The sequence below is a fragment of the Nitrosopumilus sp. b3 genome, from assembly GCF_014078525.1.
GTDB lineage: Archaea > Thermoproteota > Nitrososphaeria > Nitrososphaerales > Nitrosopumilaceae > Nitrosopumilus.
Genome location: NZ_MU078694.1, coordinates 146,426 through 172,560 on the forward strand (window position 1 = coordinate 146,426; position 26,135 = coordinate 172,560).

Here is a 26,135-nt window from a genome sequence, read left to right on the forward strand (position 1 = left end):
TAGGTGTAATACTTTAATCTCTTCAAATATATTGATTCAAAAATTAGATTGTATTGGTAAAAGCAGGTATGACAGAAGACGTATGTGATTTTTGTAAAGGAGTTGGCTCCTCTGGTCCAAATACGTGTGTGTATTGTAATGGTACAGGAGAGTGGAATAATGCAGCTCAAGCATATGTAAAAAATCATATTTGCCAATGTATTGTACTTGATAGAAAATTCTGTCCTGTTTGCAACAAGGCATGTCACCATGACACTTCACTAAATCCTAAACAAAAAATTGATCCTGGCTATGGAGGAATGTCCAGTCCTGAAATTTCTGTAATAGCATAAATTCTACTAATCTTAATGGTTTACGATTTTTTCTAAAAATACCTACCGTTCTTATAGTTGAGAAAGTCAAGCTAACTATGTCCGAAGATAGAAAAATGTACAAATGTACATGTTCTGACTGCGGCAAAGAATCTGAAGTTCCTTTTGAGCCAAAAGAGGGAAGACCAGTCTATTGCCGAGAATGTTTACCAAAACATCGTAATTGATGAATTTAGACTAGTTTTGTTTAATTAATTTTGAACTAAATTATTTCCAAGTATGTCAAAAGTCTTTTTCTTTTTTTGTTTTAGATATTTTGCGACTAGCCACATATACTCAGTTTAAATTATACGTTAATACGATTGCAATATGTCAAACAATTCTAAAGATACAATTTTCATCGGAAAAAAACCATTGATGACTTATGTCACATCTGCAATTATCCAACTAGCTACAATGCCTTTAATCACAATTAAAGCCAGAGGAATGACAATTGCTCATGCAGTAGATGTTGCTCAAATAGTGCTGCAGAAAACAAAGCCCGCATTTGTAATTGGCGATGTTAAAATCGGTTCTGAATCATTAGTTTCTCAAGATGGAAGAAATCGAGATGTTTCCTCAATTGAGATTTCTCTAAAAAGAGCACAAGAATAAGGTTAGTTTAGATGGTAACTACAAATCAAAACTCTCTTTGTTTACGTTGTGGAAAAAATTCTTTGCTTACAGATGATGTTACAGGAGAAAGATTCTGTGGTAAATGCGGGTTTGTAATTTCTGAAACCTCTCAAGATTCAGGACCAGAGTGGAGATCATTTTCAAAAGAAGGTGGGACAGATCCTGCAAGAACAGGAGCTCCATCATCATTGATGATTCATGACATGGGATTATCTACTGTAATTAATCCATTAAACAAGGATGCATCAGGAAAACCACTTACTACATCAATGAAAAGTACAATTGAGAGACTAAGGACCTGGGATAGCAGAAGCCAAGTTCATGAACCTGTTGATAGAAATCTACGACAAGCACTAGGTGATTTGAATAAATTAAAAGACAAGATTGCAATTCCTGCAAATGTTCTTGAAAAAGCATCATACATTTACAGAAAAGCATTGGAGAAAAAACTTGTTCGTGGACGCTCTATTACAGCAATGATTGCAGCATCCCTTTATGCTGCATGCAGAGATACAGAAACACCTCGAACTCTAAAAGATATTGCAGATGCTGCAAATGTAAAGCGAAAAGATATTGCAAGATGTTATAGATTACTGCACCATGAATTGGAATTAAAAATGCCTGTTGTGGATTCCATCCAATGTATTGCAAGAATTTCAAGTAAATTAGATATTTCTGAGAAGACTAAACGTTATGCCGTTAAAGTTCTAAAAGAGGCACAAGAACGCAAAGAATCTGCAGGAAAAGATCCTATGGGATTGGCAGCTACTGCATTATACCTCTCATGCGTTCACAATGGAGTATCTATCACTCAACGAGATCTAGCAGAAGCAGCAGGTGTAACTGAAGTTACCATTAGAAATCGATACAAAGGGCTCAAAGCAGATCAAAGTAACAAATTAGATATCTAATTTCATAATTCTGCATTTGTCTTGCAGTGCACTTTATTGCCTTCTCACTCATTATAACTCAAAATCACCTAGTAATAACATGCAAATTCTAAATCAATTAAAAATCGAAGAGCCAGAAAGAAAAGAAGTTTTTCTTGAAATCTTATCTGACAAGTATTGTAGATTGATATTGGAATCCGTAATGAATTCTTCAAAATCTGCAATTGAAATATCCCGAGAAAAAAATATTCCTCTGAGCACCGTATATAGGAGAATACAACAACTTCATGACTCACACATGGTTCGTACTTCGGGGGTAATCACTGAAGAAGGAAAAAGACTCTTTTTGTATAAGAGTAAAATTAAAGAAGTCAATACACGATTCTGTGATGGAAAGATTACTGTTGATGTAGTTTTCAACACAAACTAATCTTCTTTAATTTTTAATAATCGTGTTCACTAAAATCATTGCCCAGTGCAATAGATGCTACAACAGTGGATTCTGTTGTCTGTGATTTCATTTTTGTATCTGGTAAGAATTCATGAAATATCTCTTGTAATAGTTGTTCTGTGAATATTGACCAATTACTTCCAAGCTCATGCTGAATTACAAAATGGTGTATGTTTCCTTCTATTCTGTGATCTGACTTCATTCCTGATGCTCGCATATAGTCTTCTAATATCTCAATACATCTTTTCAAATCATACCCTCCTTTGATAAATAATACTGTGTCTTTAATTACGGGCTTTATTACGTTGATAATCTCATTAATATCTTCTGAACTCATTTCTGCCCCAAAAATATCTAAAATTTTCTTTGGTATTGGAATGATTCCCATTTTTTCTGTGTACCTATCCCATTGGACATATTTTTCTAAAATTTGTCTTGCCATTACATTATGTGAGATGTTGTGATTGCTTGCTTCAGCTTCAATCTCCTCAATTAATTTCACTGGTAAGCGATAAGTTACACTTCGTGTTTTTTCTTTTTTTGGTGGATGTTGCTGTGACTTTGTTTTTGAATCCAACTAACAAAATCCAAAGTAAAATGAGAATATAAGTTGGATCCATTTTTGAGATAGCATTATCATAAATGATATTTGTTCTCAGAAATGATAATTGTGGATTATTTTATACCCTTATTTCTTAAAACTATGCTGAGTGATAATCTGGTGAGATGAGAAATGGGAAAATATTGTAAAAACTGTGGAAAATACATGAAAATTTCAGAATTGACTCATTGCTCAGATGAGTGTTTATTGTCAGGTCTTAGTGATAGTATTTCTATATCTGACAATAGCTTTAATGCAATTTCTTGGGATGAAAGATCAGATCCTTGGACATGATCCCTGAAAATGGAAAATCTACTTAAAGCCTAAACAAAGTACCTCAGTCGTGGACATCATTCCGATTAATTATGAATTAACTTTTGAGCCGGATCTTAAAAAATTCACATTTTCTGGTACTGAAATTATTACCGCTGATTGTAAAAAATCCACAAATACAATCTCTATGGATTGTGCTGAATTAAAAATACTATCCTGTAATGTGAAATCGGGAGGAAATATTGTTAAATCAACCCCAATACTAGATTCAAAAAAAGAAGAATTACAAATTAAATTATCTGAAAAAATCAAGGGCAAAGTTATCATCTCTATTGAATTCCAAGGCATATTAAATGACAGACTACTTGGATTTTATCGAAGTCAATACCAGCAAAACGGTAAAACAAAATATCTTGCAACGACCCAGTTTGAGGCAGCAGATGCCAGACGTGCATTTCCATGTTGGGATAAACCTGAAGCAAAGGCTACATTTGAAATCTCAATAATTGCTGACAATAAATTCTCAGCAATATCTAATATGCCAATTAAATCAAAGAAAAAAATTGGTGCCAAAACAATTTACAATTTTGGAAAGACCCCTGTTGTTTCAACATATTTGATTTATCTTGGTGTTGGTGAGTTTGAGTATCTAACAGGAAAAGTTGGAAAGATTCAGATCCGAGTAGTTACAACAAAGGGAAATAAATCAAAAGGAAAGTTTTCCTTGGAACTAGGAAAAAAACTTTTGACATCCTATGAAAAATATTTTGGAATAAAATATCCTCTTCCCAAACTTGATTTAATCGCAGTTCCTGATTTTGCAGCAGGTGCAATGGAGAACTGGGGTGCAATTACATTTAGAGAAACAATTCTACTTTATGATACTAAAACATCATCAACTAGAACCAAACAATTCATTGCCGAAGTAATCTCCCATGAAATTGCCCATCAGTGGTTTGGAAATTTAGTTACTATGAAATGGTGGAATGATTTGTGGCTAAATGAAAGCTTTGCAACATTTATGGCTACAAAGTTTGTAGACAAATTTTATCCAGAATGGGATTTGTGGAATCAATTCATTGAGGATGCGATGAATGTTGCAATGGGCCTTGATTCCCTTAAAACAACACACCCAATTGATGTTAAGGTAAATTCACCTGCTGAAATTCGAGAAATCTTTGATGCGATTTCTTATGATAAAGGCGGATGTATTTTGAGAATGCTTGAGAATTATGTTGGAGAGCCAAATTTCCAAAAGGGCCTAAAAAAATATTTGTCAAATTTCAAATACAAAAATGCTGAAGGACAAGATTTGTGGAATGCCATTGGAAAGGCATCTGGCATGCCTGTTTCCTCTATGGTCCATACGTGGCTAAAACAACCTGGATTTCCATTAGTTGAAGTAAATCAAGATGGAAACACACTCAAGCTAAAACAGAAGAGGTATTTGCTAGAACCAGATAAAAAATTCAGCAAGGGCTTGTGGTCCATCCCACTATCTTTGGGATTGGATGGCGAAATTTCCAAAAAACTATTTACAAAAAAATCCTTGTCAATGAAACTCCCTAAAAACACAATAGGCTTTGTTGCAAACTATGGAAGAAAAGGATTCTATCGTGTAAAATATGATGAAGGAATTCTTCTTGATTTGAAAATGCTGGTAGATGAAAAACGAATCCCTGCAATTGATAGATGGGCTATTCAAAATGATTTATTCTCACTTTGTGTTTCTGGAAATGAACAAATTCGAAATTATCTTGACTTTTCTGATGCTTATTTTGATGAAGATAGTTATCTTGCATCAGTTAATGTTGCACACAATCTGGCATCGTTATACTTTAGAGCATTTGATGAAAAGTTTGTCGAAGAGATTAGAAATTATGCCATAAATTATTTTAGAAAAATTTTATTTAATTTAGGATGGGAGCCAAAAAAATCAGACAAGCACACTGATGCCCTTTTACGCTCTTTTGTAATTTCGGCATTGGGAAAAATGAATGATGATGAGGTAACAGAAGAGGCAATTAGAAGATACAAAAAATTCTTAAAATCTCCGAGTTCGATCACACCCGATTTGGTCGAGCCTATTTGCTCTATTGCTGCATGGAATGGAAATTTAAAAACTCATGCGGAATTGACCAAACTATACAAGAATGCAAAAACCATGGAAGAAAAACTTCGATTTCTAGGTGCCATGTGTAGTTTCAAAGACAAAAAACTATTACTAAAATCACTTGACTTTTCTCAAACTCCACATGTTCGTTCACAAAACATGCAATTACCTATCATGAAAGTAGCAGCTAATCCATACGGTGATCAGGTTTTATGGCCATGGTTGAAGAAAAATTGGAAAAAATTAAACAAAAAAGTTGGACATGGAAATCCTTTGTTTAATAGAATTGTAGCAAGCATCTCTTCAGTAGCTGATGACTCGATGGAAAAAGAAATTAAAACATTCTTCAAAAAAAATCCTACTCCTGGAACTGAAAGAACACAAACACAAACACTGGAAAGAATTAGAATCAACTCAAAACTCCTAAGACGAATGAGAAAAGAATTCAAAGATGGCTAAAAAACTTGGCCCTCCAATATTTCTTGGAGTTTTCACTATTTTGGCATTAGTTTTTCTCACAGGGGGAGCAACTGATGATAAAGATGAACTGCGTCAAACTTTTCAAGTAGATGCAGTATACTATGATACTGGACACGTGGAAATTTCATTCCTTGATAAATCCGATAAGACAACTACGGTTGTAATGGAAATACTTGGAATGGATGAATCCTTTCAAAAAACTTTCTCTGAATCACAATTTATTGAAATTGTGCCATTTCAAGATGTACCAAAATATGGCTGGGAAATACATCCTGTAGTTTTGGAAATTGACCATAAGGAATTTGGACATGTACAATTAAAAACTGAGATTCATACACTTGGTGATCCTACACCTCCTGTAATCTATTCCAAACCTTAGATCAGATACAAGATTTTATTGCACCTCTGAATTCTATTTGTGTGATGGACCTGTTGGCAGATTTGAAGAAAGGAAAACGAGGTGCCATTGCCAAAGCCATAACAATTATGGAAAATGATCAAAAAGAAGCTAAAAAAATAATAAAGAAAATTTTCAAAGATACTGGTAAATCCATCATTATTGGAATCACTGGGCCTGCTGGTGCTGGAAAAAGCTCACTGATTAACAAAACAGCAGTAGAGATGAAAAAATTAGGCACAAAACCCGCTGTTCTTGCAATTGATCCTACTAGTCATGTCACTGGCGGTGCCATACTTGGCGATAGAGTTAGGATGACTGAATCCACAGATTCTGGAACATACATCAGAAGTATCGCTTCTCGTGGGGCAACAGGTGCAGTGTCTCGTTCATTACGTAATAGTATTCGAATTTTAGAATTTGCAGGATTCAATCCAATAATAATTGAAAGTGTTGGGGCTGGTCAAACAGAAGTTGAGATTTCTAATATTGCAGATATTACCGTTGTTGTTTTTAATCCCAATACTGGTGATAGCATTCAAACTATCAAAGCTGGGTTGACTGAAATTGGTGATGTTTATCTTGTTAACAAAAGTGATCTTGCTGGAACAAATCAACTATTTGATGCAGTTAGAGACTTTATTGGAGATTCAGTTAGAAATCCTACTATCCTTAAGACATCTGTAAAAAAGAATTCTGGAATTACACTATTTGCAAAAACTCTCAAAGAACTGATGATATCTAAAAAGAAAGTCAAGAAGGAAAAAGACCAAAAACGACTTGAAGCAGAACTAAAAGATATTGTTTTAAATAACATCAAAGAAAAGATGGATCATATGTTAGATTCTGATAAATCATTCTCAAATTACCTCAAAAAATTACAGACTAAAACAATAGATCCATTTGATGCAGGAGATAAAATTACAAAATCTTTGCTAAAGTGATAAAAATGGCTACAAAAAAATCAACAAAATCAAAAAGTCCTGAAAAGAAAATTTTCACTGATTCGTCTTTTCCTGTAAAACGTATTTACCAAAAATCAAACAAAAAAAGACCTGTAGAGGATGCCGGAAAATATCCCTTCACTAGAGGCATTCATCCAGGAATGTTTCGTGAAAGATTTTGGACAATGCGACAGTATTCTGGATTTGGTGATGCAAAACTTACAAACGAGCGATTCAAATTCATGCTTGAAAAAGGCCAAACCGGGCTTAGTATGGCCTTTGACTTGCCAACTCAGATTGGCTATGATTCTGATTCTCCCCAAGCAGAGGGTGAAGTGGGAAAAGTTGGCGTATCAATAACATCCATTAAAGATATGATGACTGCATTTGATGGTATTCCTTTAGGTAAAGTCAGTTCTTCAATGACAATCAATTCCACAGCCTCAACACTATTGGCATATTACATTGCAGTTGGAGAAGCACAGGGATTCAAAAGCCATGAACTACGTGGAACAACTCAGAATGATATTTTAAAAGAGTATATTGCAAGAAATACATACATCTATCCTCCTCAACCCTCGATGCGATTAATTGGTGACATGATTGGATACTGTGCAGAAAAAGTTCCATCGTGGTATCCCGTTTCAATCTCTGGATATCATATGAGAGAAGCTGGCTGTACTGCAACACAAGAGGTTGCATTCACATTGGCAAATGCAATCGCATACATTCAAACTTGTTTGGATGCAGGTTTGAAAATCGATGACTTTGCCCCACGTCTTTCATTCTTCTTTTGTTGCACTATTGAATTCTTTGAGGAAGTAGCAAAGTTTAGGGTGGCAAGAAAAGTTTATGCCAAAATTTTAAAAGAAATGTTTCATGCAAAAAACCCTCGTTCACTACAGCTAAAATTCCATACTCAAACTAGTGGAGAATCCCTAACTGCGCAGCAACCTGACAATAACATCATTCGAGTTGCAATTCAAACAATGGCAGCTGTTGCAGGTGGTACTCAATCACTTCACACTAATTCTAGAGATGAGGCCCTTGCTCTTCCAACTCAAGAGTCTGCAAAAATTGCACTTCGAACACAACAAATTGTTGCACATGAAAGTGGAATTACAAAAACTGCTGATCCTCTTGCAGGTTCATACTATCTTGAAGAATTATGTGATCAAATTGAAGACGGCGTATGGAAATATCTTAAAAAAATCCAAAAGATGGGTGGGTCTGTTAAGGCAATTGAGAAAGGCTTTTTCCAATCTGAAATCCGAGCTAATGCATATCGTCTAAAGAAAGAAATCGATGACGGTGAACGAATTATTGTTGGAATGAACAAATATGCCGAAGAAGAAGAGCAACCTGACTTGCTACGTATTGGCGGTGATGTCGAAATTCAACAGAAAAAGGCACTCAAAAAGTTACGTGACTCTAGAGACAAAAACAAATGGGAAAAAGCACTCTCTGCAATGAAAAGTGCTGCTGACACTGACGAAAATCTAATGCCTTACATAATTACTGCTGCCAAGGCATTTGCAACAACTGGTGAAATCAGTAATACATTCCGAGAGGTATTTGGTGAATATCGTCCAAAAGAGGTCTTTTAGATGAAAATTGATCATATTGCGATTGCTGTAAATGATGTAGAAGAATCTGCCAAAGTGTATCAACAAGCCTTAGGGGTAGATAGTGTAGAATTTGAAACGGTAGAAACTGAAGGTGTTAAAGTTGCAATTATTCATTTAGAAAATGGTCGTGTTGAATTAATGCAGCCAACTAATGATTCTAGTCCCATCAAAAAATTTCTTGACAAAAAAGGACCAGGATTACATCACATGGCATTAGAAACTGACAACATTGAAGGTGAAGTGCAAAGAATGGAAGGATGTGGAATTCAATTCTTAGGAAAAATTAGACCTGGCTCTGCAGGAACTAAGGTTACTTTCATTCATCCAAAATCCCTTCATGGTGTTCTTGCAGAACTTTGCTCTCATCCCAAAGAGTAATATTTTATTCCTAAAAAATGGAAAATGATTAATCAAAATTAGGAATTTATTTTTTAAAATTATTCATACTTACTCCATCATTTTCAAAGTATCAGAAGCTGTAATGATCCCAACAATTTTTGATTTTTTTGTAACAAGAATACATTTTGAATATCTAATTAATGGAACAAGTACATTTGCTGGAGTGTCAAAGTCCACAATTGGTGGAACAGGATCCATTGTGTCTGCAAGCTTTGCCTTTTTTAGCTCTGACTCTCCTACATCTGCTAGATGTTTTACTATTCCATCTTCTGACACAACTCCCACAACTTCTGAGTTACTAAAAACAGGAATCTGACTAATTGATAACTGATGCATTTTTTTGATTGCATCATGTAGAGTGTTGGTGGGTTTTAGTTTTACAATATCTTTACTGCAAAAATCACCTGCTGTATGAGATGATGATTCCCCTTCTAGTTTTGCAAGACTGTCAAAAATTCTCTTTGCAGTTTCATAGCTTGGCTGACTTCTTCCTGATTCAATTTGATTAATCATCGAAGTACTAACTCCTGTCATTGTGGCTAATTTTTTCTGTGTAATGCCTATCTTTTGCCTTATTTGCTTTATAGAATCAATACGTGGTAACAATTCATTTTGAATTATCCTAGTTAGTTTTAAAATCTATAGTTTGATGAAATGATTTTGCTGCCTGTATGAGGTTAAACTTCTTTGATGAGTGATTTTATGCTGGAAATTGTTTCGGCGTTTAGTTCAATTTCTTTGTGTTTTTCTATCACATGTTGAGTTACTTTTCCCATGAGTTCTTCTTCTGTTTGTGCAGTAGTGGACCAACTACAATCTTTTCCTGCATCTGAACATCTAATACTTTTTGTCATTATGAAAATACTTTGATTTGGAATTATTTATTATTTCTTGGACTTTTTCTTTTTCTTTGCTTTTTTTGGTTGCTCAATTGCAGCTTGTGCTGCTGCAATAATGGCAATAGGAATTCTATGCGGTGATGCACTAACATAACTCAGACCAATACTGTGACAGAATTTAATGGAGTTTGGATCTCCTCCATGTTCTCCACATATTCCAATCTCCATGTTTGGTCGCAATTCACGTCCTGCAGTTACGCCTATTTTGATCAAACTTCCTACGCCGTTAACATCAATTGATTGGAATGGATTTCTCTCAAGAAGTTCTTTTTCCATATATTCTGGAAGGAATTTCCCTTCTACGTCTTCCCTGCTAAAGCTAAATGTACCTTGTGTCAAATCGTTGGTTCCAAAACTAAAGAATTCCGCAGTTGTTGCAAGTTCATTTGCAGTAAGTGCTGCTCTTACAACCTCGATCATGGTACCAAAGTTGATCTTTAATTTCATCTTGTGTTTTGTCTCTGTCTCTTTTTTGATTCTGTCATAGATTTTCTTTATGTGGTTTAATTCTGCAATGCTGCTTATTTGTGGGATCATTATTTGTGGGTGGGCCTTTACTTTTCTCTTTGTTAGCTCAACTAGTGCATCAAATACTGCACGAATTTGCATCTCATAAATTTCGGGATATGTAATACCTACTCTGACACCCCTATGTCCCATCATTGGATTGATTTCTGCAAGCTCTCTTGCTCTTTTTAAAATAATTTCTGTTTTTCTTACCCCTTCTGCATCTCCACTTGTTTTGAGTTTCTGAATTCTTTCTGACAATTCTTCTGGATTGGGTAAGAATTCATGAAGTGGAGGATCTAGTAATCTGATAGTTACCTCATACCCTTCCATTGCTTGTAAAATTTCAATAAAATCACTTTTTTGTAGTTGGCCTAATTTGCTTAAAATTTTGTTTCGCTCCTCAATATTTTCTGCCATAATCATTTCTACAAATAAATTAATTCTGTCACTGCCATTGAACATTCTTTCTGTTCTGCATAATCCGATTCCTTGGCCTCCAAATTCTCTTGCAAGTTTCGCTCCTTCTGGAGTATCTGCATTTGCTCTAATTCCGAGTGTTTTGGTTTTTTGTGCCCAATCTAAGATTTGCTCAAAGTCTTTTGTCATTTTAGGCTCTACTGTTGGGACTTCACCGATAAAGACAGTTCCTGCACTTCCGTCAATGGTGATTGTATCTTTTTCTTTGATAGTTATTCCGTTTGCAGTACATGTGTTGTTATCGTAATTGATTTTTAATTCTGGGCATCCTACAATGCATGGCTTTCCCATTCCTCTTGATACAATTGCTGCATGGGATGACTTTCCTCCCAAACTAGTCAAAATACCTTCTGATGAAAAGAATGCTGGAACATCTTCGGGCTTTGTTTCTTTTCTTACTAGAATAACTTTATTTCCTGTATCTCCTAATTCTATTGCTTTTTTTACATCAAATACTACAATTCCGCTTGCAGCTCCTGGTGATGCTGCAATTCCTTTGGCTAATTGTTTATAATTTTTAATTTTTGATTCATCCATAGTTCTGTGAAGTAATGCTTCTAATTGCTGAGCAGGAATTCTTGCAAGTGCCCTGTTTTTACCAATTAGTTTTTCTTTTACCATGTCTACTGATGTTTTTACAAGTGCACTTGCACTCATCTTTGCAGTTCTTGTTTGCAACAAGTAGAACTTTCCTTGCTCGATAGTAAATTCAATATCTTGCGGTTCTCTGAAATGTTTTTCTAATTTTGCACATGCCTTGCTTAACTCCCTATGTGATTTTGGCATGTCTTTTTTTAGAAATTCAATGTTTTTCCCTGTCCTTACTCCTGCAACAACGTCTTCGCCTTGAGCATTGATTAGATATTCTCCTTCTAACTCTTTTTTACCGTTATTCCCGTTTCTTGTAAATACCACTCCTGTTGCACTATCATCTCCCATGTTTCCAAACACCATCGCAACGACATTTACTGCAGTCCCATTTGCAATATCTTTTGTAATGTTATTTTTTTCACGATAAACTATTGCCCTTTCTCCCATCCAACTTTTAAAAACAGCCTCAATGGATAACACTAATTGCTCATCTGGGGTGTCTGGGAATTTTCTTTTTGTATGCTCTTCACAGATTTTTTTGTATTCTGATACAATATTTTTTAATGACTCTACACTTAGTTTACTGTCATCTGTGACTCCTTGTTTTTCTTTTACAGAGTCTAGTACATGATCAAACTTTGTATCACATACTCCAAATACTACCTTGCCAAATAATTGAATAAATCTCCTATACGAATCCCATGAAAAACGTGGATTTTTTGTTTGCTCTGCAAAACCTTCTACTGTTTTCTCATTTAGCCCTAAATTCAAAATCGTATCCATCATTCCTGGCATTGATATTGCAGCACCGGAACGAACTGAAACTAGTAATGGATTTTTAGTGGAATTCCATTTTTTACCTGTCTTTTTTTCCATTTTTGCAATATTTTTCATTACTGCAGGCATGACATCTTTGGGAAGTTTTCTATTGTTATCGTAATACTTGTTACAAACTTCAGTTGTGATCGTAAATCCTGGAGGTACTGGAAGCTTTAGACGGGTCATCTCGCTGAGCCCTGCTCCTTTTCCACCTAGAAGCATTCTATTTTTACTATCTGCCTCTTCAAATGCATATACTGGCTTTGTTTTTACCATGCAAAATTGCGTAAATTTTTTGGCTTTTTAAACTAATGCCTTGGCAAATTCAGAAATTATTTTATTCCAATCTTTTGCCTTGATAATTCCACTGGCAACTAAGATGCCTTTTGATCCTAATTCTATTGCCTTTGCTACATCTTCACCCGATACAATACCTGCACCACAAAGAAGTTTTGTTTTGTTTTTTGAATTATTTATTATACTAGCTGCTTTTGAAATCAATTCTGGTTGTTCTTTAGATACTGCTTTACCTGATCCAATCAATTCTGGAGGCTCTATTGCAATATAATCTGGATTTAATTTAACATATTTTTTTACTTCTGCAAGATCTTTTACGCAAAGAATTGAAATCATTTTTAATTCTCTTAATTTTAATACTAGTCTTTCAATCTCTTTTCTTGAAATTCTATGCTCACTGTGATTAATTAAAGAACCTTTGACTTTGGATTTCTTTAACAACTCTGGGATGATAAACCCCGTAGTACTACCAACTTTTGAATCATCAACATGCTGGGAAAAAATTGGAATCGAACTATTTGCAACTACTCCAACCAAATGCTGAGGTGGAGAAATTGCAATCTTTACTTTATATTTTTTTGATATCTTTTCAGCAGTTTTGACAAATTTGATTATTTTGTCACCTGAAATCTCTTCATAATTTTTACAATTTATTACAAACATCTTTCTTTGAAATTTTTTGTATCGTATTTAATCCTTCATTATGTTTAATTTGAATTTGCTCTAATGTCGTATCTTTTTTTCATTCCTAATACAATAATCATCAGAATCAATCCTGACATGTTAGTTCCAATAATGAATACATCTGATATTATTATGCCATATACTAGCCATAAAATTGAACCAGCTGCAATGAAAATCATTAGAAATTTTGAAATGTCTTTGAGTCGTTTGGTCTTGTATCCTTTGTAGATTTGCTCCACCCATCCCATTAAAATTAAAACTCCTGCAGTAATTCCTAATAATGTCAGAAGCGTTCCGTCTACTTCCATTGTCTATTCTAACTCCAAAAAAATTCATCTAATCCTGTCTGTTTTGGCTTTCCTAAAATGGTGTCAAAGTCCAAATCCATCGATGATGTGATTTGCTCAAGTGTTGATTCCATAAATTCCATGTATTTTTTTGAATCAATCTCTTCTTTTTTTGCCATTTCTACAGGTTTCACACCTGGCTTGTTTAAAATTTTGATAAATGAAATTCTGTCCCCTTTCTTTATCTCTCTAATTGTTTCTAATTGTTTTGCAGCCCTGATGTGCTGAGGAATTGTTTTTGTGTATTCTGATGGGGCTTTGCTGAGCATCACATTAAATGTTAAATCCTCAAGTGGAATTTCTTTTGCTTCTACTTTTTTACCGCACGTTGCAATCTTTTCTGAAATCTGCTGTTTTGCTTTTACGAAATCCTCTACTGTTTGAACTTTTGATAGTACATCTAGCAATTCATAAAATAATTTTTTGATAAATGGCGGTGTATGTGATTTCTTTCCTGTAAGCCCTTTGACATCAACACTTCCATCTTTTGTTACTCCAAGATAATTTTTCTTTCTATTACTTAGCACACAGTATCTGTATGTTTTATCAATCTCTAAATCTACACCGTGATCCTTTTTTGCTTGTTCGATTACTGTCTGGATCTGTTCTTTTGTTGGCTTTTTAATGAATAATGAATCCGTATCTCCGTATAATACCTCGATTTCAGCTGCCTCACATTTTTTAATTGTCTCTAAAATTGTGTGTCTCCCTATGGCTGTTGTGGCCTCTGCCACGGGTAGAAAATATAGTGGAAATATCTCTGCACCCATTACACCATAACTTGCATTTAGAATAACCTTAAGCGCTTGACTGACTACTGTGTATTGCTGTCTTTGTTCATCTGTAAGGGTCTCTTTTTTTGATAAGCTCTTGTAATAGTTTACCCTCAAATCTCTTAGTGATCCAATAATCATTGATGTTAGTCCGTTTCTTTTAGAGCATGTCCAATGATTTGTCTGCTCAATAATATTTTTTTTGCATTCTTCATGAGAGCATCTTACTGTTTCATATGAAAGATTTCTAACTTTGATGATACTAGGATACAGGCTAGCAAAATCCATGACCACTACGTCAAAATGAATTCCTTCTTTTGGCTCAACTACCAAACCTCCGCGATATTTCTTATCTTTAATCACTGCATCTGATAATACTCCCTCTGATCTTCTTTGCAGCTCTTCTCTTTTTGGAATTAAGCAATTTCTTCGTCTATGCTCATAATATAGTAGACTTCTAATCCATTGGGATACTCCCATTCTTGCAATATCGTCAATTGGCATTCTGCCGATTCTTGCAATGATGACTAGAAGATTCATCAGTAAATCTTTGTTGAAGCTTGTAAGCTCAAATGTTAGTAGGGCATCGTTGTAGCAATAATTTGCAGTTTGATATAGCGATAATTGGTCAAAATCTAAACCATAGTCTATCTTTTCTTTGCCCAGTAGAGCTTTAGAGACACTGTTTAGTGAAAAATTAGTGTACTTTTGGCTGAAAGCATAAATCTGAAATGAGCGATTAGATAGTGTTCTATACAAATCAAGATGAACTCCTTCCTTTAATGTTGCAGAATCTCTCATCATGTAAAATGGATTTTCAGAATTTTTTATTCCCAATCTCTCTGCCCTATTGTAAAGATAGGGCAAGTCAAATTCATCTCCGTTATATGTTACTACAAATGGAAATTCTTTAATGATTTTAAATGCATCATGAATCATCTCTTTTTCTTTGTCTAATTCATAAAATGTGATTTTGATATCTTTCTCTAGTTCATTAATTCCTTCTTCAGTTCCTTCTGTTTTGAGAACAAAAATCTGATTAAATCCATCTGAGCCTTTCATTCCAATTGCAGTGACTTTTTTTTCGGCAATTTTTGGATCTGGAATTCTTCCTATCTCTGCTTCGACTTCAATGTCTACACTAAGTCTTTTTATTTTTGGAATTGGCTGATTTAGTAAATCTGCCCACTCTGTAATGTATTTTTTAAATTCTTCAGAATCTACCATGCTTTCACTATCTACTTTATCCCACAGCAAACTTTTCAGTGCGATTTTAACTTCATCAGAAATTTCCAAATCATGTGGCTTTAGTTTTTTGTCAACTATTTCATAATATTTCCCAACAATTAATTTTCTATCATATAGATAGTTTTCATAATATTTTATGTCAGACTCCCATGTTTCAATTACGTTTCTGATACTTTTGTCTCCTGATGTCCCGCCAATTGCCAAAGGATCTGCTACTGTGATTTTTGACATGTCAATTTCTTTATCAGTAATAAGATCAAATCTCTGAACAGTTTTGATTTCAAAAACATCTTCTCTTTCTTGAAGAAAATCTAATTCATCTGGTGATAATCTTGAGTAACAATAAGGTTTGTGACCTGTTTCATCTTTCCATAGAATTAGTTTTTGAGATTCAGGATTGTAGAATTTTAAAACTGCGGATTTTGAATTATTGTCATATGTGGCAGATACGAGCATTGATGGGGGCATTGATTCAACCTGCTCGGTATTTGTAAGATTTACTTGCATTTTCTTACACAGAATTCTCGTATTTGCTTACCAGCTTGCTTGCCCATTTTGAAATCTCATTTTTGTCCAGTTGAATTACTTCAACTCCTGCCTCCTTTAGTAAATCATAATCTGTTTCCGGATAAGAGTCAAGACATACAAATTTTTTAATTCCAATTGTAATTGCCATTTTTGTGCATTCCAAACATGGTACAAATGTTGTATACAATACTGCCCCCTTTATTCCAGCTTCAATCCCTAAAATTGCACAATGCATAATGGCATTTGCCTCTGCGTGATTACAAAGACATCTATCCAATGATGCCCCTGATTTTATTTTACCTTCCATTCTAAGTTGGCATCTCTTGCATCCACCTTCAAAACAATTTTTAATTCCGGGTGGTGTTCCATTATAACCTGTTGCAAGCTGTCTATGATTTCTAACAATTACTGCACCTACTTGTCTTGTCATGCAGTTTGAGCGAAGCTTTGCCAGTTCCGCTTGAAGCATAAAGTATTCATCCCAATCTGGTCTGTCAAAAGAATCACTCACACAGATTGTCTTTACCTGCTCAATATATGGATCACGCTAATCCTTGTTTTCAATGCGATCAATTTTCAGCAATTTGAAAATAGGATTTGAAATACATAAACTTCTTTAGTATCATGTGGCCTTTTGTTTTAATGGCAAGTTATTCTGCGCAAGTGAATGTTATTCACAAAAAATTTGAAAATGCTGTTAAAAGAGCAAAAACAAAACAGGCTCTAAACAAAGCATACAGTGTTCACAAAAAAGATCATGAAGCCTTATTGAAAAAACATCTTCGCGAAGAGACTTTGATGATAAACAAAGCAAAGAAAAAACTAGAATAAAATTTAGTTTTTTCAATTTTTATTTTTCATTTTCTCCTAAATCTTTCCCTAGTCTGAATCTGGATTCACTTGTTGAGAATGATTTCGAAGATATACTTGATATTAATCCTATTTTCAGGCTCAAATTCCCCTTTAATTCACAATTTCTCTATTAATTGGTTAATCAGGAATTTTCATGATAAAATATCTGCTCATTTTTGAGTAATGGATAGTATTTTGCTACACGAAAGCATAAAATCAATAAATTGTGATTAATAAAATATCTTGGATCAGTATCTAGAGAAAAAATATGTTCAAAAAAACTCTATAGAAAAACGTGATTATCAGGTAAATCTTGCAAATCAGGCAATCAAAGAGAATTGTATAGTTGTTTTGCCTACAGGGTTGGGAAAAACTGCCATCGCATTACAGGTAATTGCCGAATATTTGTCAAAAGGATCTGGTGGGATATTGTTTTTAGCTCCTACAAGGGTATTGGCAAATCAACATTATGAATTCTTAAAAGAAAACCTGACGTTAGATGATATTTCATTGATAACTGGAGAGGACACAATTCAGAAACGAACCAAACTCTGGAATAATAGTGTAATCTGCGCAACTCCTGAAATTGCTAGAAATGATTTGAATAGAGGAATTATTTCCCCTGATCAATTTAGTCTTGTAGTATTTGATGAAGTTCACAGAACAGCTGGGGATTATGCATATTCTGGAATTGCAGAAAGTTTTGAAAATTCTTCTGCTAGAATTCTTGGAATGACAGCTACTCTTCCAAGTGAAAAAGAAAAGGCAACAGAGATTTTGACAAAACTTCGAATTTCAAGTGTTGCTGAAAGAAGAGAGGATAGTCCAGATGTAAAGCCTTACACTCAAGAAACTCATACTGAGTGGATTAACGTAGAGCTTCCTCCAGAACTTAAAACAATCCAAACGTTGCTGAAATTAGCATTAGATGAACAATATTCTGCATTAAGAAAAAACGGAATTCGAATGGCAGAACAACAATCTCTTTCTGCTTTATTGAGAATACGGCAATTTGTATTAAATCAAAATAGACGTTCGGCAAAACCTCTTTTCACTGGCATTAGAATTCATTATGCTCTGAACATTCTAGAGGCTCATGGAATTACGCCTTTTCTAAAATTCTGTGAGCGTGCTCAGGCAAAAAAAGGCGTAGGAATCAAGGAACTTTTTGAAATGGATCCTAATTTTACAAGGGCAATTCATCTTGCAAAAGAAGCACAATCGCGAGGAATAGAACACTCTAAAATTCCAAAATTAAAGGAAATCCTTGAATCTGTTCCTGGTAAGGCCTTGATATTTACCAGCTATCGTGATTCTGTGGATTTAATTTTCAATAAACTAACTGAGATGGGAATTTCTGCTGGAATTTTGATTGGCAAAGCAGGTGATGCTGGCTTAAAACAAAAAAAACAGATTGAAACCGTACAGAAATTCCGAGATGGGATTTTTCAGGTACTAGTTGCAACACGAGTTGGTGAGGAGGGTCTTGATATTGCTGAAGTAAATCAGGTGATTTTTTACGATAATGTCCCAAGCTCAATTAGGTTTATCCAAAGAAGAGGAAGAACTGGAAGAAAAGATACCGGTAAACTGGTTGTACTGATAGCAAAAAATACAATTGATGAGACATATTACTGGATTGGAAAAAGAAAGATGAGTGCAGCAAAATCTATGGGGGATAAAATGACAAAGGTGCTGGAAAAAAATCAGGAAATTGAATCTCAGAAAACAGGACTCGATGCATTTCTCTAGATTTTATATTGTTCAGAAATTAATTTGATGATTTTCTGCTTTCTTTGAATGACTTTGTTTTTCATTCCTGATTCTAAATGATGGATGCTGCTGTCTTTTGCTGCTAGTAAATTTTCTAGTCTTACTTCGAACTGATTTTCAAGAAAATTCATAATTCCATAAAAACCACCTTCGATTTCTATATTCTCAAATGATTCTTTTGCAAGATTAGAAATTGATTTTTCCAGATGTGCTAGAATTTCTTCTAATGTTTTTTCATTTAATAAAACCACAAATAATTTTGCTTAAATGTCCCAAAAAATGTTATGTATTGTTTGGTCTAAGGAAATGAAATTATTTTACTCGAATCTTTTGATGATGTGATATCCAAACTCTGTTTTAATTGGCTGTGAAATCTCGCCAATTTGTAGCTTGAATGCTGCTTCTTCAAATGGTTTTACCATCATGCCTTTTGTAAAATAGCCCAAACTCCCGTCCTTTTTTGCACTGCCTGAATCAATTGACAATTCTTTTGCTAATTTGCCAAATTTTTCGCCCTTTTTGATTCTCTCTAAAATAGCAAGTGATTCACCTTGTTTTTCTACTAAGATATGAGAGCATTTTATTTTGGCAGCCATTACTGGTTGGAAAATTTACTAATTCTTAATTGTTTTCTATCATCTCTTTTTAATTCTATTTTACCTGATCTTGATGCTCACGATAAATACCTAGAACGATTTATTATCTTAGTCATATATGATAATATGATGAACGACTCCATTGTTCCTTCATTGCTTGTCAAATTTAGATTTATTGATGAGAAAAAATCTGAAATTGCATTATTGACTTTTGAGCAATACTCTAACATCAAAGATCTACCTATTACGAAAGAATGCAAGATAGTTAAGAACGAAAAACCTACCTTATCAAAAAGGGATGTTGCGGCTATCAATAAAAAAATCGCATCATTGTCAAAATCGCATACTCAGACATTGTCTGAGTGACATTTGCTAGGTGAACAAAAATGATTAATTCTATAACTTCTTCATATGCTTATGTTTGAAAATTTGTGTGGTAACTGTAATCATAAAAACTGTTGCACCGACTCTGCAGTTCCATTAGTGTTTTCAAATGATTTACAAAAAATAATGAAAACTGAGCCTGTTCCTGAAAAATACATCCAAACAAAAAAAATCAATGGCAAAAATATTGATACACTCAAAAAGAAGGATAATTCTATAGAATGTGTTTTTTGGAATGCAGAAACATCTGGTTGTAGTATTTATGAATCTAGGCCAATAGATTGTAGGTTATACCCATTTGATATTATGTATTTGAATAATTCCTATCATTGGATTGTATATTCATGTAATGAAAATAGTGATTGGAAGTGGAGTGAAAAATATTTGGAGTTTTTTGAATCAGATGAAGGATTTCGTGAATTAATGAAAAATATTGATATTTTTACTGCACATACAAAAATGATTTTACCGGAAGAATCTAAAAAAACACCTTTTATTATTTTACGAAAAATTAATTGGAATGATGGTGATGTTCTATAATTCTAAAACTAAATGGTTTTTTTGTGTTTGTATAAAGCATAAATGATTATCCAATATCCCGCATACCAAAAAAGATTAACTGGATGGGAAAGTTCAAACTCTCCTGAAAGTTCTAGATAGTAATACCATGTATCCCCTATTGTCAATGATAAAATTCCTATGACCAATATCATCCATGCCTTTCCTATCAGCCCTTCTCGGAATATTGTTGAACCTAAAACTGCAAATGCTAAAAGCACTCCTGCAGATGTAACGAAAACCAATCCATAAAAGAAATCAAATCCAGCTTCTCCCAATTCAGTCAGTGCTGAACTTGAATAACTAATCAGAATTAATAATGGAAGTAAAATGATCCACATCTTGTATTTATTTGAAAAACTAGCAAAAAATCTGATGTTGAGAATAAGATATGCTATTGCTAGTGGGTATTGCATGAAAAAGAATATGTCTGCAATTGAAGGATATGGGTCTAATTGTAAAACTATGTCATAGACTAGATAAGTTACTTCGCCTAAAAATATTCCCAGATATGCAAAACCTAAAAAAATATATGATTTTCGATAAATCCCTGCATCCATGTATTTTATTGCAACTATGAATGCAGCAATTGTGACTACCAATGGATTCAGAAAAGAAAAAATTGAAATTATTACCTCTGCATTTTCAGTACTTGAAAAATTGTTCACATAGGTGTGGAAAATAAATACTGAAAAAATAATCCCTGCAATAATTTTGATATTTATGTTGGTGTCTAATTTTTCGGGTACTGTATTGGGTTTAGACAATTTAATTCACATTTTGATTATTTATCAGGTATATATCAAATAGTGTCTTTTGTATGTGAATAAACGGATTGTCAAAATATTTACAAATTATAAAATGTTTGATGGGGTGTATTCTCCACAATCTTTCAATCTTTGGAATCTCTTTAAAACAAATCCAGCTGTTTCTCTAACGTCTCGACTTTGATCCTTTTCTAAAGTTCGAATCTGATCTTCTACTTCAAAAGCTCGCATCAATCCTAATGCTTCTATAGCTTCATGTTTTGAAAGTATGCTGTCATCATTTAATGAAATTTCCATTAATATTGGAATTTTTTCTCTAAAGTTTCTTGCTGCTATCTGAAAACTTGCTTCATGTTTTACAACACCATTTGAATCATTTTTTAAAACCCATTCCATAAGGTCTGCAACTTTTTGACGCATTTTGTCATTTTGATTCATATTTTCAGCCAATTCTCCTGCAAGCCAAACTGCATCCCATCGTCTTGACTCATCATCATTATTTTTTAACACTTCTTCGCAATAGTTGAATCTCTCTTCATCAGACAATTTCCTTATGTCGTTCTCATCAAACAATTGTATGGCCAATACCCAAATTTGGGAATTACTATTTATTAAAAATACCTATAATTCCCATAAAAAAAACTAATAAACTAGAACATGTAATGATATCACATGTCTGGATTCGACCGTTTATTGGTAATATCTCTTACTGAAATTATTGAAAAAAATCTTGGCTCAAAAACAGTTAAGAAAATTGACGATAGGCTTTTTGAAAAATTTGGAATTTCTCTTATTCAATCAATTGAAGAATTTGATAAACTTGATCTTGTTTTAAGGGAATTTTTTGGAAAAGGTGCAGATGGAATTGAGAAAAAGATATTTGAAAATATTTTTCAAACAAAATCCAAAAAATCAAAAGATCCTTGGTACACGCTTTCCGACTCCTACGTAAATGAGATTATTTTACAGGCATATGGTGATATGGAAAAAAAGAAAATAATTGAATCTGTCTCAGAATCTCCTAAAATCATTAATGATATTTTAAAGGATTGTCAATTGCCTAGAACATCTGGATATCGTAAAATCAATAGTCTAATTGATGATGGTTTAATCTATCAGTCAGATCAAATTATTGTTGATAATAAAAAAATTAACAAATATGCTTGTGCATTTACTAATTTAAAAATAAATATTGAAAAAAATAAATTGACTGTTGATGTCCAATTAAGCGAATCCGACATTGCGAAAAGTTCGATATTTCAGATTATTCTGAACTGATTTATTTACTATTACGATCATACTATTAAGGTAGCACACTGATCCCAAATATGGGATTAATTGCAAATTAAACTCTATGGAAAAAAATCAAGGTTTGGATATTATTTAATTATTGCATCTGCTGCACTTTCTGCACTTTTACACGTTCTATCAAAACCAATGATGGAAATAGGTCCTAATCAAATTGAAATAAATCCAATTTTTATGACGTTTATTATTTATCTGGTATGTAGTATATTTTTTACGCCTATAGCACGCAAAACTGATTCATTTTCTAATTTTTCTCAAAAAGACATATTCTTTATGATTATGATTGGTTTGGCTGAAGTATCCGCACTTGCAGCATATTTTTTTGGATTAAATAATTCGACTGCTGTAAATGCATCTCTTTTCATAAATGGAGAAATGATTTTTTCTCTTATCATAGCGATGGTATTTTTCAAAGAGCGACTCAAAATTAAGGAATACATTCCATTTTCTATGATTATTATTGGAATGGTGTTTATTCCCATTGCTAACAATCTATATTTGGATGGAATGAATTTTGAACAAATTGCATCTGGTGATCTGCTGATCCTTCTTTCTGGTCTGTTATATGGGATTGATATTACAATATGTAAATATGTTGGAGATAAATATGATGCAAGAAGAGTAACACAGATAACTTCAATTTTTTGTGCAATAATTGCATTGTCATTTTTAGTTATACTTGAAATTCCTATGGACTTTGAATTGATGTCTCTTCCAAGCATTGTAATCATTGGTATTCTGGGAACTGGAGTGTCTACCTTGTTCTTTTTAGCTGGATTGAAATTAATTGGTGCCGTTAGAACTGTTCTCCTGTATTCTACTACCTCTGTTTTTGGAATTATTTTTGCAGGACTTTTCTTGTCTGAAGAAATTACTTCCATTGACATTGTTTCTCTTGTAATAACATTAACTGGAATATTCTTTTTAAGAAATAAATTGGCAGATGCTGATTCTGAAAGTCACTCTGTGAAAAAAAATACTGAAAAATACTTGCAATTTAATAAATAACAATATTCAATTCTAATTCTCCTTTTTTTATTTTATACTTAAATTAAATACCCTTTTTCTTATAAGTAATAAAAGAATATCTTATTACTTAGTTTATCAATACCAAATATGGGATTAATGATTAAAACTTGTATTATTGTAGATGATGATGTTCAAATCACTGAACTATTTTCTGAATTGATGACTATGCAAGGATTAGATGTTTTAGCCGCTGGTTATGATGGGTTGGATGCGATAAAACTTTATGAAAAACACAAGCCTGATGTTCTTTTCTTAGATGTTGAGATGCCAAAATTAAATGGAATTGAGGCACTAAAAAACATCAAAAAAATTGATTCATCTGCTAATGTGATTGTTGTTACTGGAAGTACTTCAAGTAATATTGAAAAACAACTAGAAGAAAATGGTGTTTTAGAAATTGTTCACAAACCTTTCGATATTAATAAAATCAGCAAAATAATTGATTCTCTTAACAACACCGTTTCAATGTATCCATAACCAAACTCTTCTTTTATTTTAGCCCCCATGATGTTTTGTTGTTTGGGATAATTTTCAAAAATGGAGCCTCATTTTCAGCCCATGGATCTTTTCTAACCCATTCAAATTTTTTATGAAAAATCTCATAATATTTTTTAAATTCTGATCCCTTTTCAACAATTTCTACTTTCCCCTGAATGCAGATTGCTTTGTGATTTCCCGATTTGTAGATGTCGATAACAATTCCTGTTTTTGGATTGTCTTTGATGTTTGAAAATGTGCGAGTGTTGTAATCTGTAGCAACTAAAATATTGTTTTCATGAAGAATAAACGATACTGGCTTTACATGCGGAATATCATCATGTGATGTTGCTATCCTTGCCTCTTCTAGTGATTCTAGAAAATCTGTCTCTTTTTGATTAAATTCTATCAATTGAATATTCTTTCTCTTATCTCTGGTATGTGTTTGTATACGATGTCTCTGATTTTCATCTGATCCTCTGCAGTTGGAACTTCTTTTTGTGCACTCAGTATTGCTCCTCCCATCCCAAGTGCCATACCCATTACAATCCCATACACGAATTCTTGGGGGTTTTCAACTTTGAGAGTATCTTTGTTTTCCTTAATATCTTCAAGATAAGCTGGAATTGTAGATACTGCACCGTTAATTACTTGAATAATTATCTCTTCAAATTGCTCTTCGCTCATGCTGCAGTTTGTTGTGGAATTCTTAATAAATTTGTGCCTAAGATTTTTAATCCAGCCTTCCTGAAAAAGAACATGTTCTCTCTATTTACAACGAATGAGGCAAATACAGCACTTCCTGACGTGATTAAAAAATTTGAATATGCACTTTCTAAAAAGAACGAAGTATCAAAATTAGAACAGCAAATTCAGATGAGTCTTTCTACGACCAATTCATTTGAAGAGTTTATCACATTAAAGCAGAAATTAAATTCTGCAGTTACAAAATTCTATGAAGCTGTAGAAATCCTGGAAAACACTGGAGTATCAGTCAAAAGTATTGAACAGGGACTGCTTGATTTCCCCTCAAAACGATTTGATGAGGAAGTTTGGCTTTGCTGGAAATACGGTGAGACAGAAATAAAATTCTGGCACGAGAAAGACTCTGGTTTTATGGGTAGAAAGCCAATTGAAGTAAACGACGAGTCCCTAGTCTGACTAGTCTTCACTTGTCTTTTTTATGAAATTTTTGACATCAATTGTCTTGAGTGGCTTTGATGAATCCCACAAGAATGAACATAATGTGAATATGTTGTCTACCATCTCATTAGAATTTGTACACAATGAAAAGTCTGAATCTGACCCCGAGTGCTGTGATGATGCTGCATGATCAGACATTATCATTTTTTTATCTTTTTGAACTACAATTCGTCCCTTTGATGGTAGTTTGCCAATCTTTGTTTCAGTTGCATTAAATCTTTTAACAAAAGGTGCCAATTTAGGATCATTCATGTCTACCAATAATCTTACCGTTCCACCATTCTTTTCACATATGCTAATTTTTTCTGGAATTGTACTGTGATACATTCTTGAGACATCATCCAACGTCGTTGCAATGTAAATTGTATCTGTAGAATTTTCAATTAATTGTGCAATATCTGCATAGATGTTCTGCCTACCTTGAACAACTCTGAATGTAGGAACCGTATTGATTTGGTTTGATGTAATTTCATCGTTAATTTTATCAATAATTGCCTCTCCTAGCTTTTTAATTTTATTTACTTCGTCTTCTTTTTTGCTTAATGCAATTTTTAATGCATCGTGGGGATCTGATGCTATACATAACTTGGGACTAGATAGTGTTGTTGAAATAATATTTCTGCTAACAAGTCTATCCACTGTTCTATACATTCTTGCTCTGTCAATGTCTAGCTCTTTTGCTAAAGCACTTGCAGTGATTGGCCCTGCTCTGAGTAAATTCAGGTAAACCTTGGCCTCCAAGTCGTCGAGATCTAAAATCTCTTCAAGCTCTGTTGCAATTCTACTTACTTGATCTTGGTAAGACATCTCTTTTTTTCTCCCATCTCTAATAACCTAGACTCGTTTTGTGTAA

34 protein-coding genes are annotated in these 26,135 nt (G+C 33.6%); 19 read left to right on the forward strand and 15 right to left on the reverse strand.

Annotation, left to right across the window (positions count from 1 at the left end; all coding sequences use genetic code 11):
• Positions 1–68: 68 nt before the first annotated feature.
• The 5 genes from C6990_RS02745 (at position 69) to C6990_RS02765 (ending at position 2,306) form a co-directional block, all read left to right on the forward strand.
• Positions 69–332 (forward strand): hypothetical protein, encoded by a 264-nt coding sequence (locus tag C6990_RS02745; protein WP_048116023.1) that lies wholly within the window; start codon positions 69–71, stop codon positions 330–332.
• 95 nt (positions 333–427) lie between these two features.
• Entirely contained in the window at positions 428–538 is a 111-nt protein-coding gene (locus C6990_RS02750) for a CxxC-x17-CxxC domain-containing protein (RefSeq protein ID WP_255465231.1), read from the forward strand.
• Between the two features lie 142 nt (positions 539–680).
• Complete coding sequence (locus C6990_RS02755) at positions 681–965, forward strand: AlbA family DNA/RNA-binding protein (RefSeq protein ID WP_182128219.1); 285 nt, start codon at positions 681–683, stop codon at positions 963–965.
• A gap of 11 nt (positions 966–976) precedes the next feature.
• A complete protein-coding gene (locus C6990_RS02760) occupies positions 977–1,897 on the forward strand; it encodes a transcription initiation factor IIB (RefSeq protein ID WP_182128220.1) in 921 nt (306 codons plus the stop codon).
• A gap of 79 nt (positions 1,898–1,976) precedes the next feature.
• On the forward strand, positions 1,977–2,306 hold the full coding sequence (locus C6990_RS02765) for a helix-turn-helix domain-containing protein (protein ID WP_182128221.1): 330 nt from the start codon (positions 1,977–1,979) through the stop codon (positions 2,304–2,306).
• Positions 2,307–2,319: 13 nt separating this feature from the next.
• Here C6990_RS02765 and C6990_RS02770 read toward each other — a convergent pair whose 3' ends face one another.
• Positions 2,320–2,904, reverse strand: a complete 585-nt coding sequence (locus C6990_RS02770) for a hypothetical protein (protein ID WP_182128222.1) — start codon at positions 2,902–2,904, stop codon at positions 2,320–2,322.
• A gap of 156 nt (positions 2,905–3,060) precedes the next feature.
• On the opposite strand from C6990_RS02770, the gene C6990_RS02775 reads away from it, so the two are divergent.
• From C6990_RS02775 to mce, 6 genes are read left to right on the forward strand one after another with little or no spacing between them, the layout of a single operon-like run.
• Complete coding sequence (locus C6990_RS02775; protein WP_182129122.1) at positions 3,061–3,222, forward strand: hypothetical protein; 162 nt, start codon at positions 3,061–3,063, stop codon at positions 3,220–3,222.
• A gap of 49 nt (positions 3,223–3,271) precedes the next feature.
• Positions 3,272–5,773 carry a M1 family metallopeptidase gene (locus C6990_RS02780; protein ID WP_182128223.1) on the forward strand — a complete coding sequence of 834 codons (2,502 nt, stop codon included), beginning with the start codon at positions 3,272–3,274 and terminating at the stop codon, positions 5,771–5,773.
• Positions 5,766–6,173, forward strand: a complete 408-nt coding sequence (locus tag C6990_RS02785) for a hypothetical protein (RefSeq protein ID WP_182128224.1) — start codon at positions 5,766–5,768, stop codon at positions 6,171–6,173. Before C6990_RS02780 ends, C6990_RS02785 begins: the two co-directional genes overlap by 8 nt.
• 44 nt (positions 6,174–6,217) lie before the next feature.
• Positions 6,218–7,135 (forward strand): methylmalonyl Co-A mutase-associated GTPase MeaB, encoded by a 918-nt coding sequence (meaB, locus tag C6990_RS02790; protein WP_182128225.1) that lies wholly within the window; start codon positions 6,218–6,220, stop codon positions 7,133–7,135.
• Between the two features lie 5 nt (positions 7,136–7,140).
• Positions 7,141–8,742 (forward strand): acyl-CoA mutase large subunit family protein, encoded by a 1,602-nt coding sequence (locus C6990_RS02795; RefSeq protein ID WP_182128226.1) that lies wholly within the window; start codon positions 7,141–7,143, stop codon positions 8,740–8,742.
• On the forward strand, positions 8,743–9,141 hold the full coding sequence (gene mce / locus C6990_RS02800) for a methylmalonyl-CoA epimerase (RefSeq protein ID WP_182128227.1): 399 nt from the start codon (positions 8,743–8,745) through the stop codon (positions 9,139–9,141).
• A gap of 69 nt (positions 9,142–9,210) precedes the next feature.
• Here mce and C6990_RS02805 read toward each other — a convergent pair whose 3' ends face one another.
• The 7 genes from C6990_RS02805 to C6990_RS02835 form a co-directional block, all read right to left on the reverse strand.
• Positions 9,211–9,768: a CBS domain-containing protein gene (locus tag C6990_RS02805; RefSeq protein ID WP_182128228.1), complete on the reverse strand. Its 558-nt coding sequence runs from the start codon at positions 9,766–9,768 to the stop codon at positions 9,211–9,213.
• Positions 9,769–9,839: 71 nt separating this feature from the next.
• Positions 9,840–10,016, reverse strand: a complete 177-nt coding sequence (locus C6990_RS02810) for a DUF1059 domain-containing protein (protein WP_182128229.1) — start codon at positions 10,014–10,016, stop codon at positions 9,840–9,842.
• A 30-nt stretch (positions 10,017–10,046) separates the two neighbouring features.
• The gene (gene ppdK / locus C6990_RS02815; RefSeq protein ID WP_182128230.1) at positions 10,047–12,734 is read right to left on the reverse strand and encodes a pyruvate, phosphate dikinase; all 2,688 of its coding nucleotides are present in this window, start codon (positions 12,732–12,734) and stop codon (positions 10,047–10,049) included.
• A 27-nt stretch (positions 12,735–12,761) separates the two neighbouring features.
• A complete protein-coding gene (gene tpiA / locus C6990_RS02820) occupies positions 12,762–13,418 on the reverse strand; it encodes a triose-phosphate isomerase (protein ID WP_182128231.1) in 657 nt (218 codons plus the stop codon).
• Between the two features lie 44 nt (positions 13,419–13,462).
• Positions 13,463–13,747: a SemiSWEET family sugar transporter gene (locus C6990_RS02825; RefSeq protein ID WP_182128232.1), complete on the reverse strand. Its 285-nt coding sequence runs from the start codon at positions 13,745–13,747 to the stop codon at positions 13,463–13,465.
• A gap of 8 nt (positions 13,748–13,755) precedes the next feature.
• Positions 13,756–16,314, reverse strand: a complete 2,559-nt coding sequence (locus C6990_RS02830) for a DNA-directed DNA polymerase I (protein WP_182128233.1) — start codon at positions 16,312–16,314, stop codon at positions 13,756–13,758.
• Between the two features lie 4 nt (positions 16,315–16,318).
• Positions 16,319–16,804 carry a deoxycytidylate deaminase gene (locus C6990_RS02835; RefSeq protein ID WP_342752459.1) on the reverse strand — a complete coding sequence of 162 codons (486 nt, stop codon included), beginning with the start codon at positions 16,802–16,804 and terminating at the stop codon, positions 16,319–16,321.
• 173 nt (positions 16,805–16,977) lie between these two features.
• On the opposite strand from C6990_RS02835, the gene C6990_RS02840 reads away from it, so the two are divergent.
• Together C6990_RS02840 and C6990_RS02845 are read left to right on the forward strand one after the other, a co-directional pair.
• A complete protein-coding gene (locus C6990_RS02840; RefSeq protein WP_182128235.1) occupies positions 16,978–17,166 on the forward strand; it encodes a hypothetical protein in 189 nt (62 codons plus the stop codon).
• 264 nt (positions 17,167–17,430) lie between these two features.
• A complete protein-coding gene (locus tag C6990_RS02845; protein WP_182128236.1) occupies positions 17,431–18,939 on the forward strand; it encodes a DEAD/DEAH box helicase in 1,509 nt (502 codons plus the stop codon).
• On the opposite strand, the gene C6990_RS02850 is transcribed toward C6990_RS02845, so the two are convergent.
• Both C6990_RS02850 and C6990_RS02855 read right to left on the reverse strand, forming a co-directional pair.
• Positions 18,936–19,211 carry a hypothetical protein gene (locus C6990_RS02850; protein WP_182128237.1) on the reverse strand — a complete coding sequence of 92 codons (276 nt, stop codon included), beginning with the start codon at positions 19,209–19,211 and terminating at the stop codon, positions 18,936–18,938. The two genes, C6990_RS02845 and C6990_RS02850, sit on opposite strands and share 4 nt — an antisense overlap.
• A gap of 66 nt (positions 19,212–19,277) precedes the next feature.
• On the reverse strand, positions 19,278–19,556 hold the full coding sequence (locus C6990_RS02855; protein WP_182128238.1) for a peptidylprolyl isomerase: 279 nt from the start codon (positions 19,554–19,556) through the stop codon (positions 19,278–19,280).
• A 126-nt stretch (positions 19,557–19,682) separates the two neighbouring features.
• Here C6990_RS02855 and C6990_RS02860 point away from each other — a divergent pair, with 126 nt between their 5' ends.
• Together C6990_RS02860 and C6990_RS02865 are read left to right on the forward strand one after the other, a co-directional pair.
• Positions 19,683–19,922 (forward strand): hypothetical protein, encoded by a 240-nt coding sequence (locus C6990_RS02860; protein WP_182128239.1) that lies wholly within the window; start codon positions 19,683–19,685, stop codon positions 19,920–19,922.
• Positions 19,923–19,973: 51 nt separating this feature from the next.
• Complete coding sequence (locus C6990_RS02865) at positions 19,974–20,480, forward strand: YkgJ family cysteine cluster protein (RefSeq protein WP_182128240.1); 507 nt, start codon at positions 19,974–19,976, stop codon at positions 20,478–20,480.
• Positions 20,481–20,488: 8 nt separating this feature from the next.
• Here C6990_RS02865 and C6990_RS02870 read toward each other — a convergent pair whose 3' ends face one another.
• Together C6990_RS02870 and C6990_RS02875 are read right to left on the reverse strand one after the other, a co-directional pair.
• Entirely contained in the window at positions 20,489–21,265 is a 777-nt protein-coding gene (locus tag C6990_RS02870) for a histidine kinase (protein ID WP_255465141.1), read from the reverse strand.
• Positions 21,266–21,352: 87 nt separating this feature from the next.
• Positions 21,353–21,850 carry a HEAT repeat domain-containing protein gene (locus tag C6990_RS02875; RefSeq protein WP_182128241.1) on the reverse strand — a complete coding sequence of 166 codons (498 nt, stop codon included), beginning with the start codon at positions 21,848–21,850 and terminating at the stop codon, positions 21,353–21,355.
• Positions 21,851–21,937: 87 nt separating this feature from the next.
• Here C6990_RS02875 and C6990_RS02880 point away from each other — a divergent pair, with 87 nt between their 5' ends.
• The 3 genes from C6990_RS02880 to C6990_RS02890 all read left to right on the forward strand — a co-directional run bounded on the left by C6990_RS02880 (position 21,938) and on the right by C6990_RS02890 (position 24,079).
• Positions 21,938–22,543: a hypothetical protein gene (locus C6990_RS02880; protein ID WP_182128242.1), complete on the forward strand. Its 606-nt coding sequence runs from the start codon at positions 21,938–21,940 to the stop codon at positions 22,541–22,543.
• A 60-nt stretch (positions 22,544–22,603) separates the two neighbouring features.
• Positions 22,604–23,581, forward strand: coding sequence for a DMT family transporter (locus C6990_RS02885; protein ID WP_182128243.1), 978 nt, complete (start codon positions 22,604–22,606; stop codon positions 23,579–23,581).
• Positions 23,582–23,689: 108 nt separating this feature from the next.
• Positions 23,690–24,079, forward strand: a complete 390-nt coding sequence (locus tag C6990_RS02890) for a response regulator (protein WP_182128244.1) — start codon at positions 23,690–23,692, stop codon at positions 24,077–24,079.
• A gap of 13 nt (positions 24,080–24,092) precedes the next feature.
• On the opposite strand, the gene C6990_RS02895 is transcribed toward C6990_RS02890, so the two are convergent.
• Together C6990_RS02895 and C6990_RS02900 are read right to left on the reverse strand one after the other, a co-directional pair.
• Entirely contained in the window at positions 24,093–24,491 is a 399-nt protein-coding gene (locus C6990_RS02895; RefSeq protein ID WP_182128245.1) for a pyridoxamine 5'-phosphate oxidase family protein, read from the reverse strand.
• Positions 24,488–24,766, reverse strand: a complete 279-nt coding sequence (locus C6990_RS02900) for a hypothetical protein (protein ID WP_182128246.1) — start codon at positions 24,764–24,766, stop codon at positions 24,488–24,490. The genes C6990_RS02895 and C6990_RS02900 overlap by 4 nt, the downstream gene beginning before the upstream one ends.
• A gap of 72 nt (positions 24,767–24,838) precedes the next feature.
• Here C6990_RS02900 and C6990_RS02905 point away from each other — a divergent pair, with 72 nt between their 5' ends.
• Positions 24,839–25,240: a DUF2203 domain-containing protein gene (locus C6990_RS02905; protein WP_182128247.1), complete on the forward strand. Its 402-nt coding sequence runs from the start codon at positions 24,839–24,841 to the stop codon at positions 25,238–25,240.
• Here C6990_RS02905 and C6990_RS02910 read toward each other — a convergent pair whose 3' ends face one another.
• The gene (locus C6990_RS02910; RefSeq protein WP_182128248.1) at positions 25,241–26,089 is read right to left on the reverse strand and encodes a TrmB family transcriptional regulator; all 849 of its coding nucleotides are present in this window, start codon (positions 26,087–26,089) and stop codon (positions 25,241–25,243) included.
• Positions 26,090–26,135 lie beyond the last annotated feature (46 nt).

Coding starts and splice junctions, on each gene's coding strand:
- C6990_RS02745 (WP_048116023.1), top strand. CDS start 69: ATGACAGAAGACGTATGTGATTTTTGTAAAGGAGTTGGCTCCTCTGGT.
- C6990_RS02750 (WP_255465231.1), top strand. CDS start 428: ATGTACAAATGTACATGTTCTGACTGCGGCAAAGAATCTGAAGTTCCT.
- C6990_RS02755 (WP_182128219.1), top strand. CDS start 681: ATGTCAAACAATTCTAAAGATACAATTTTCATCGGAAAAAAACCATTG.
- C6990_RS02760 (WP_182128220.1), top strand. CDS start 977: ATGGTAACTACAAATCAAAACTCTCTTTGTTTACGTTGTGGAAAAAAT.
- C6990_RS02765 (WP_182128221.1), top strand. CDS start 1,977: ATGCAAATTCTAAATCAATTAAAAATCGAAGAGCCAGAAAGAAAAGAA.
- C6990_RS02775 (WP_182129122.1), top strand. CDS start 3,061: ATGGGAAAATATTGTAAAAACTGTGGAAAATACATGAAAATTTCAGAA.
- C6990_RS02785 (WP_182128224.1), top strand. CDS start 5,766: ATGGCTAAAAAACTTGGCCCTCCAATATTTCTTGGAGTTTTCACTATT.
- meaB (WP_182128225.1), top strand. CDS start 6,218: ATGGACCTGTTGGCAGATTTGAAGAAAGGAAAACGAGGTGCCATTGCC.
- C6990_RS02795 (WP_182128226.1), top strand. CDS start 7,141: ATGGCTACAAAAAAATCAACAAAATCAAAAAGTCCTGAAAAGAAAATT.
- mce (WP_182128227.1), top strand. CDS start 8,743: ATGAAAATTGATCATATTGCGATTGCTGTAAATGATGTAGAAGAATCT.
- C6990_RS02810 (WP_182128229.1), bottom strand. CDS start 10,016: ATGACAAAAAGTATTAGATGTTCAGATGCAGGAAAAGATTGTAGTTGG.
- ppdK (WP_182128230.1), bottom strand. CDS start 12,734: ATGGTAAAAACAAAGCCAGTATATGCATTTGAAGAGGCAGATAGTAAA.
- tpiA (WP_182128231.1), bottom strand. CDS start 13,418: ATGTTTGTAATAAATTGTAAAAATTATGAAGAGATTTCAGGTGACAAA.
- C6990_RS02825 (WP_182128232.1), bottom strand. CDS start 13,747: ATGGAAGTAGACGGAACGCTTCTGACATTATTAGGAATTACTGCAGGA.
- C6990_RS02830 (WP_182128233.1), bottom strand. CDS start 16,314: ATGCAAGTAAATCTTACAAATACCGAGCAGGTTGAATCAATGCCCCCA.
- C6990_RS02835 (WP_342752459.1), bottom strand. CDS start 16,804: ATGCTTCAAGCGGAACTGGCAAAGCTTCGCTCAAACTGCATGACAAGA.
- C6990_RS02840 (WP_182128235.1), top strand. CDS start 16,978: ATGGCAAGTTATTCTGCGCAAGTGAATGTTATTCACAAAAAATTTGAA.
- C6990_RS02855 (WP_182128238.1), bottom strand. CDS start 19,556: ATGGCTGCCAAAATAAAATGCTCTCATATCTTAGTAGAAAAACAAGGT.
- C6990_RS02860 (WP_182128239.1), top strand. CDS start 19,683: ATGATGAACGACTCCATTGTTCCTTCATTGCTTGTCAAATTTAGATTT.
- C6990_RS02865 (WP_182128240.1), top strand. CDS start 19,974: ATGTTTGAAAATTTGTGTGGTAACTGTAATCATAAAAACTGTTGCACC.
- C6990_RS02880 (WP_182128242.1), top strand. CDS start 21,938: ATGTCTGGATTCGACCGTTTATTGGTAATATCTCTTACTGAAATTATT.
- C6990_RS02890 (WP_182128244.1), top strand. CDS start 23,690: ATGGGATTAATGATTAAAACTTGTATTATTGTAGATGATGATGTTCAA.
- C6990_RS02900 (WP_182128246.1), bottom strand. CDS start 24,766: ATGAGCGAAGAGCAATTTGAAGAGATAATTATTCAAGTAATTAACGGT.
- C6990_RS02905 (WP_182128247.1), top strand. CDS start 24,839: ATGTTCTCTCTATTTACAACGAATGAGGCAAATACAGCACTTCCTGAC.
- C6990_RS02910 (WP_182128248.1), bottom strand. CDS start 26,089: ATGTCTTACCAAGATCAAGTAAGTAGAATTGCAACAGAGCTTGAAGAG.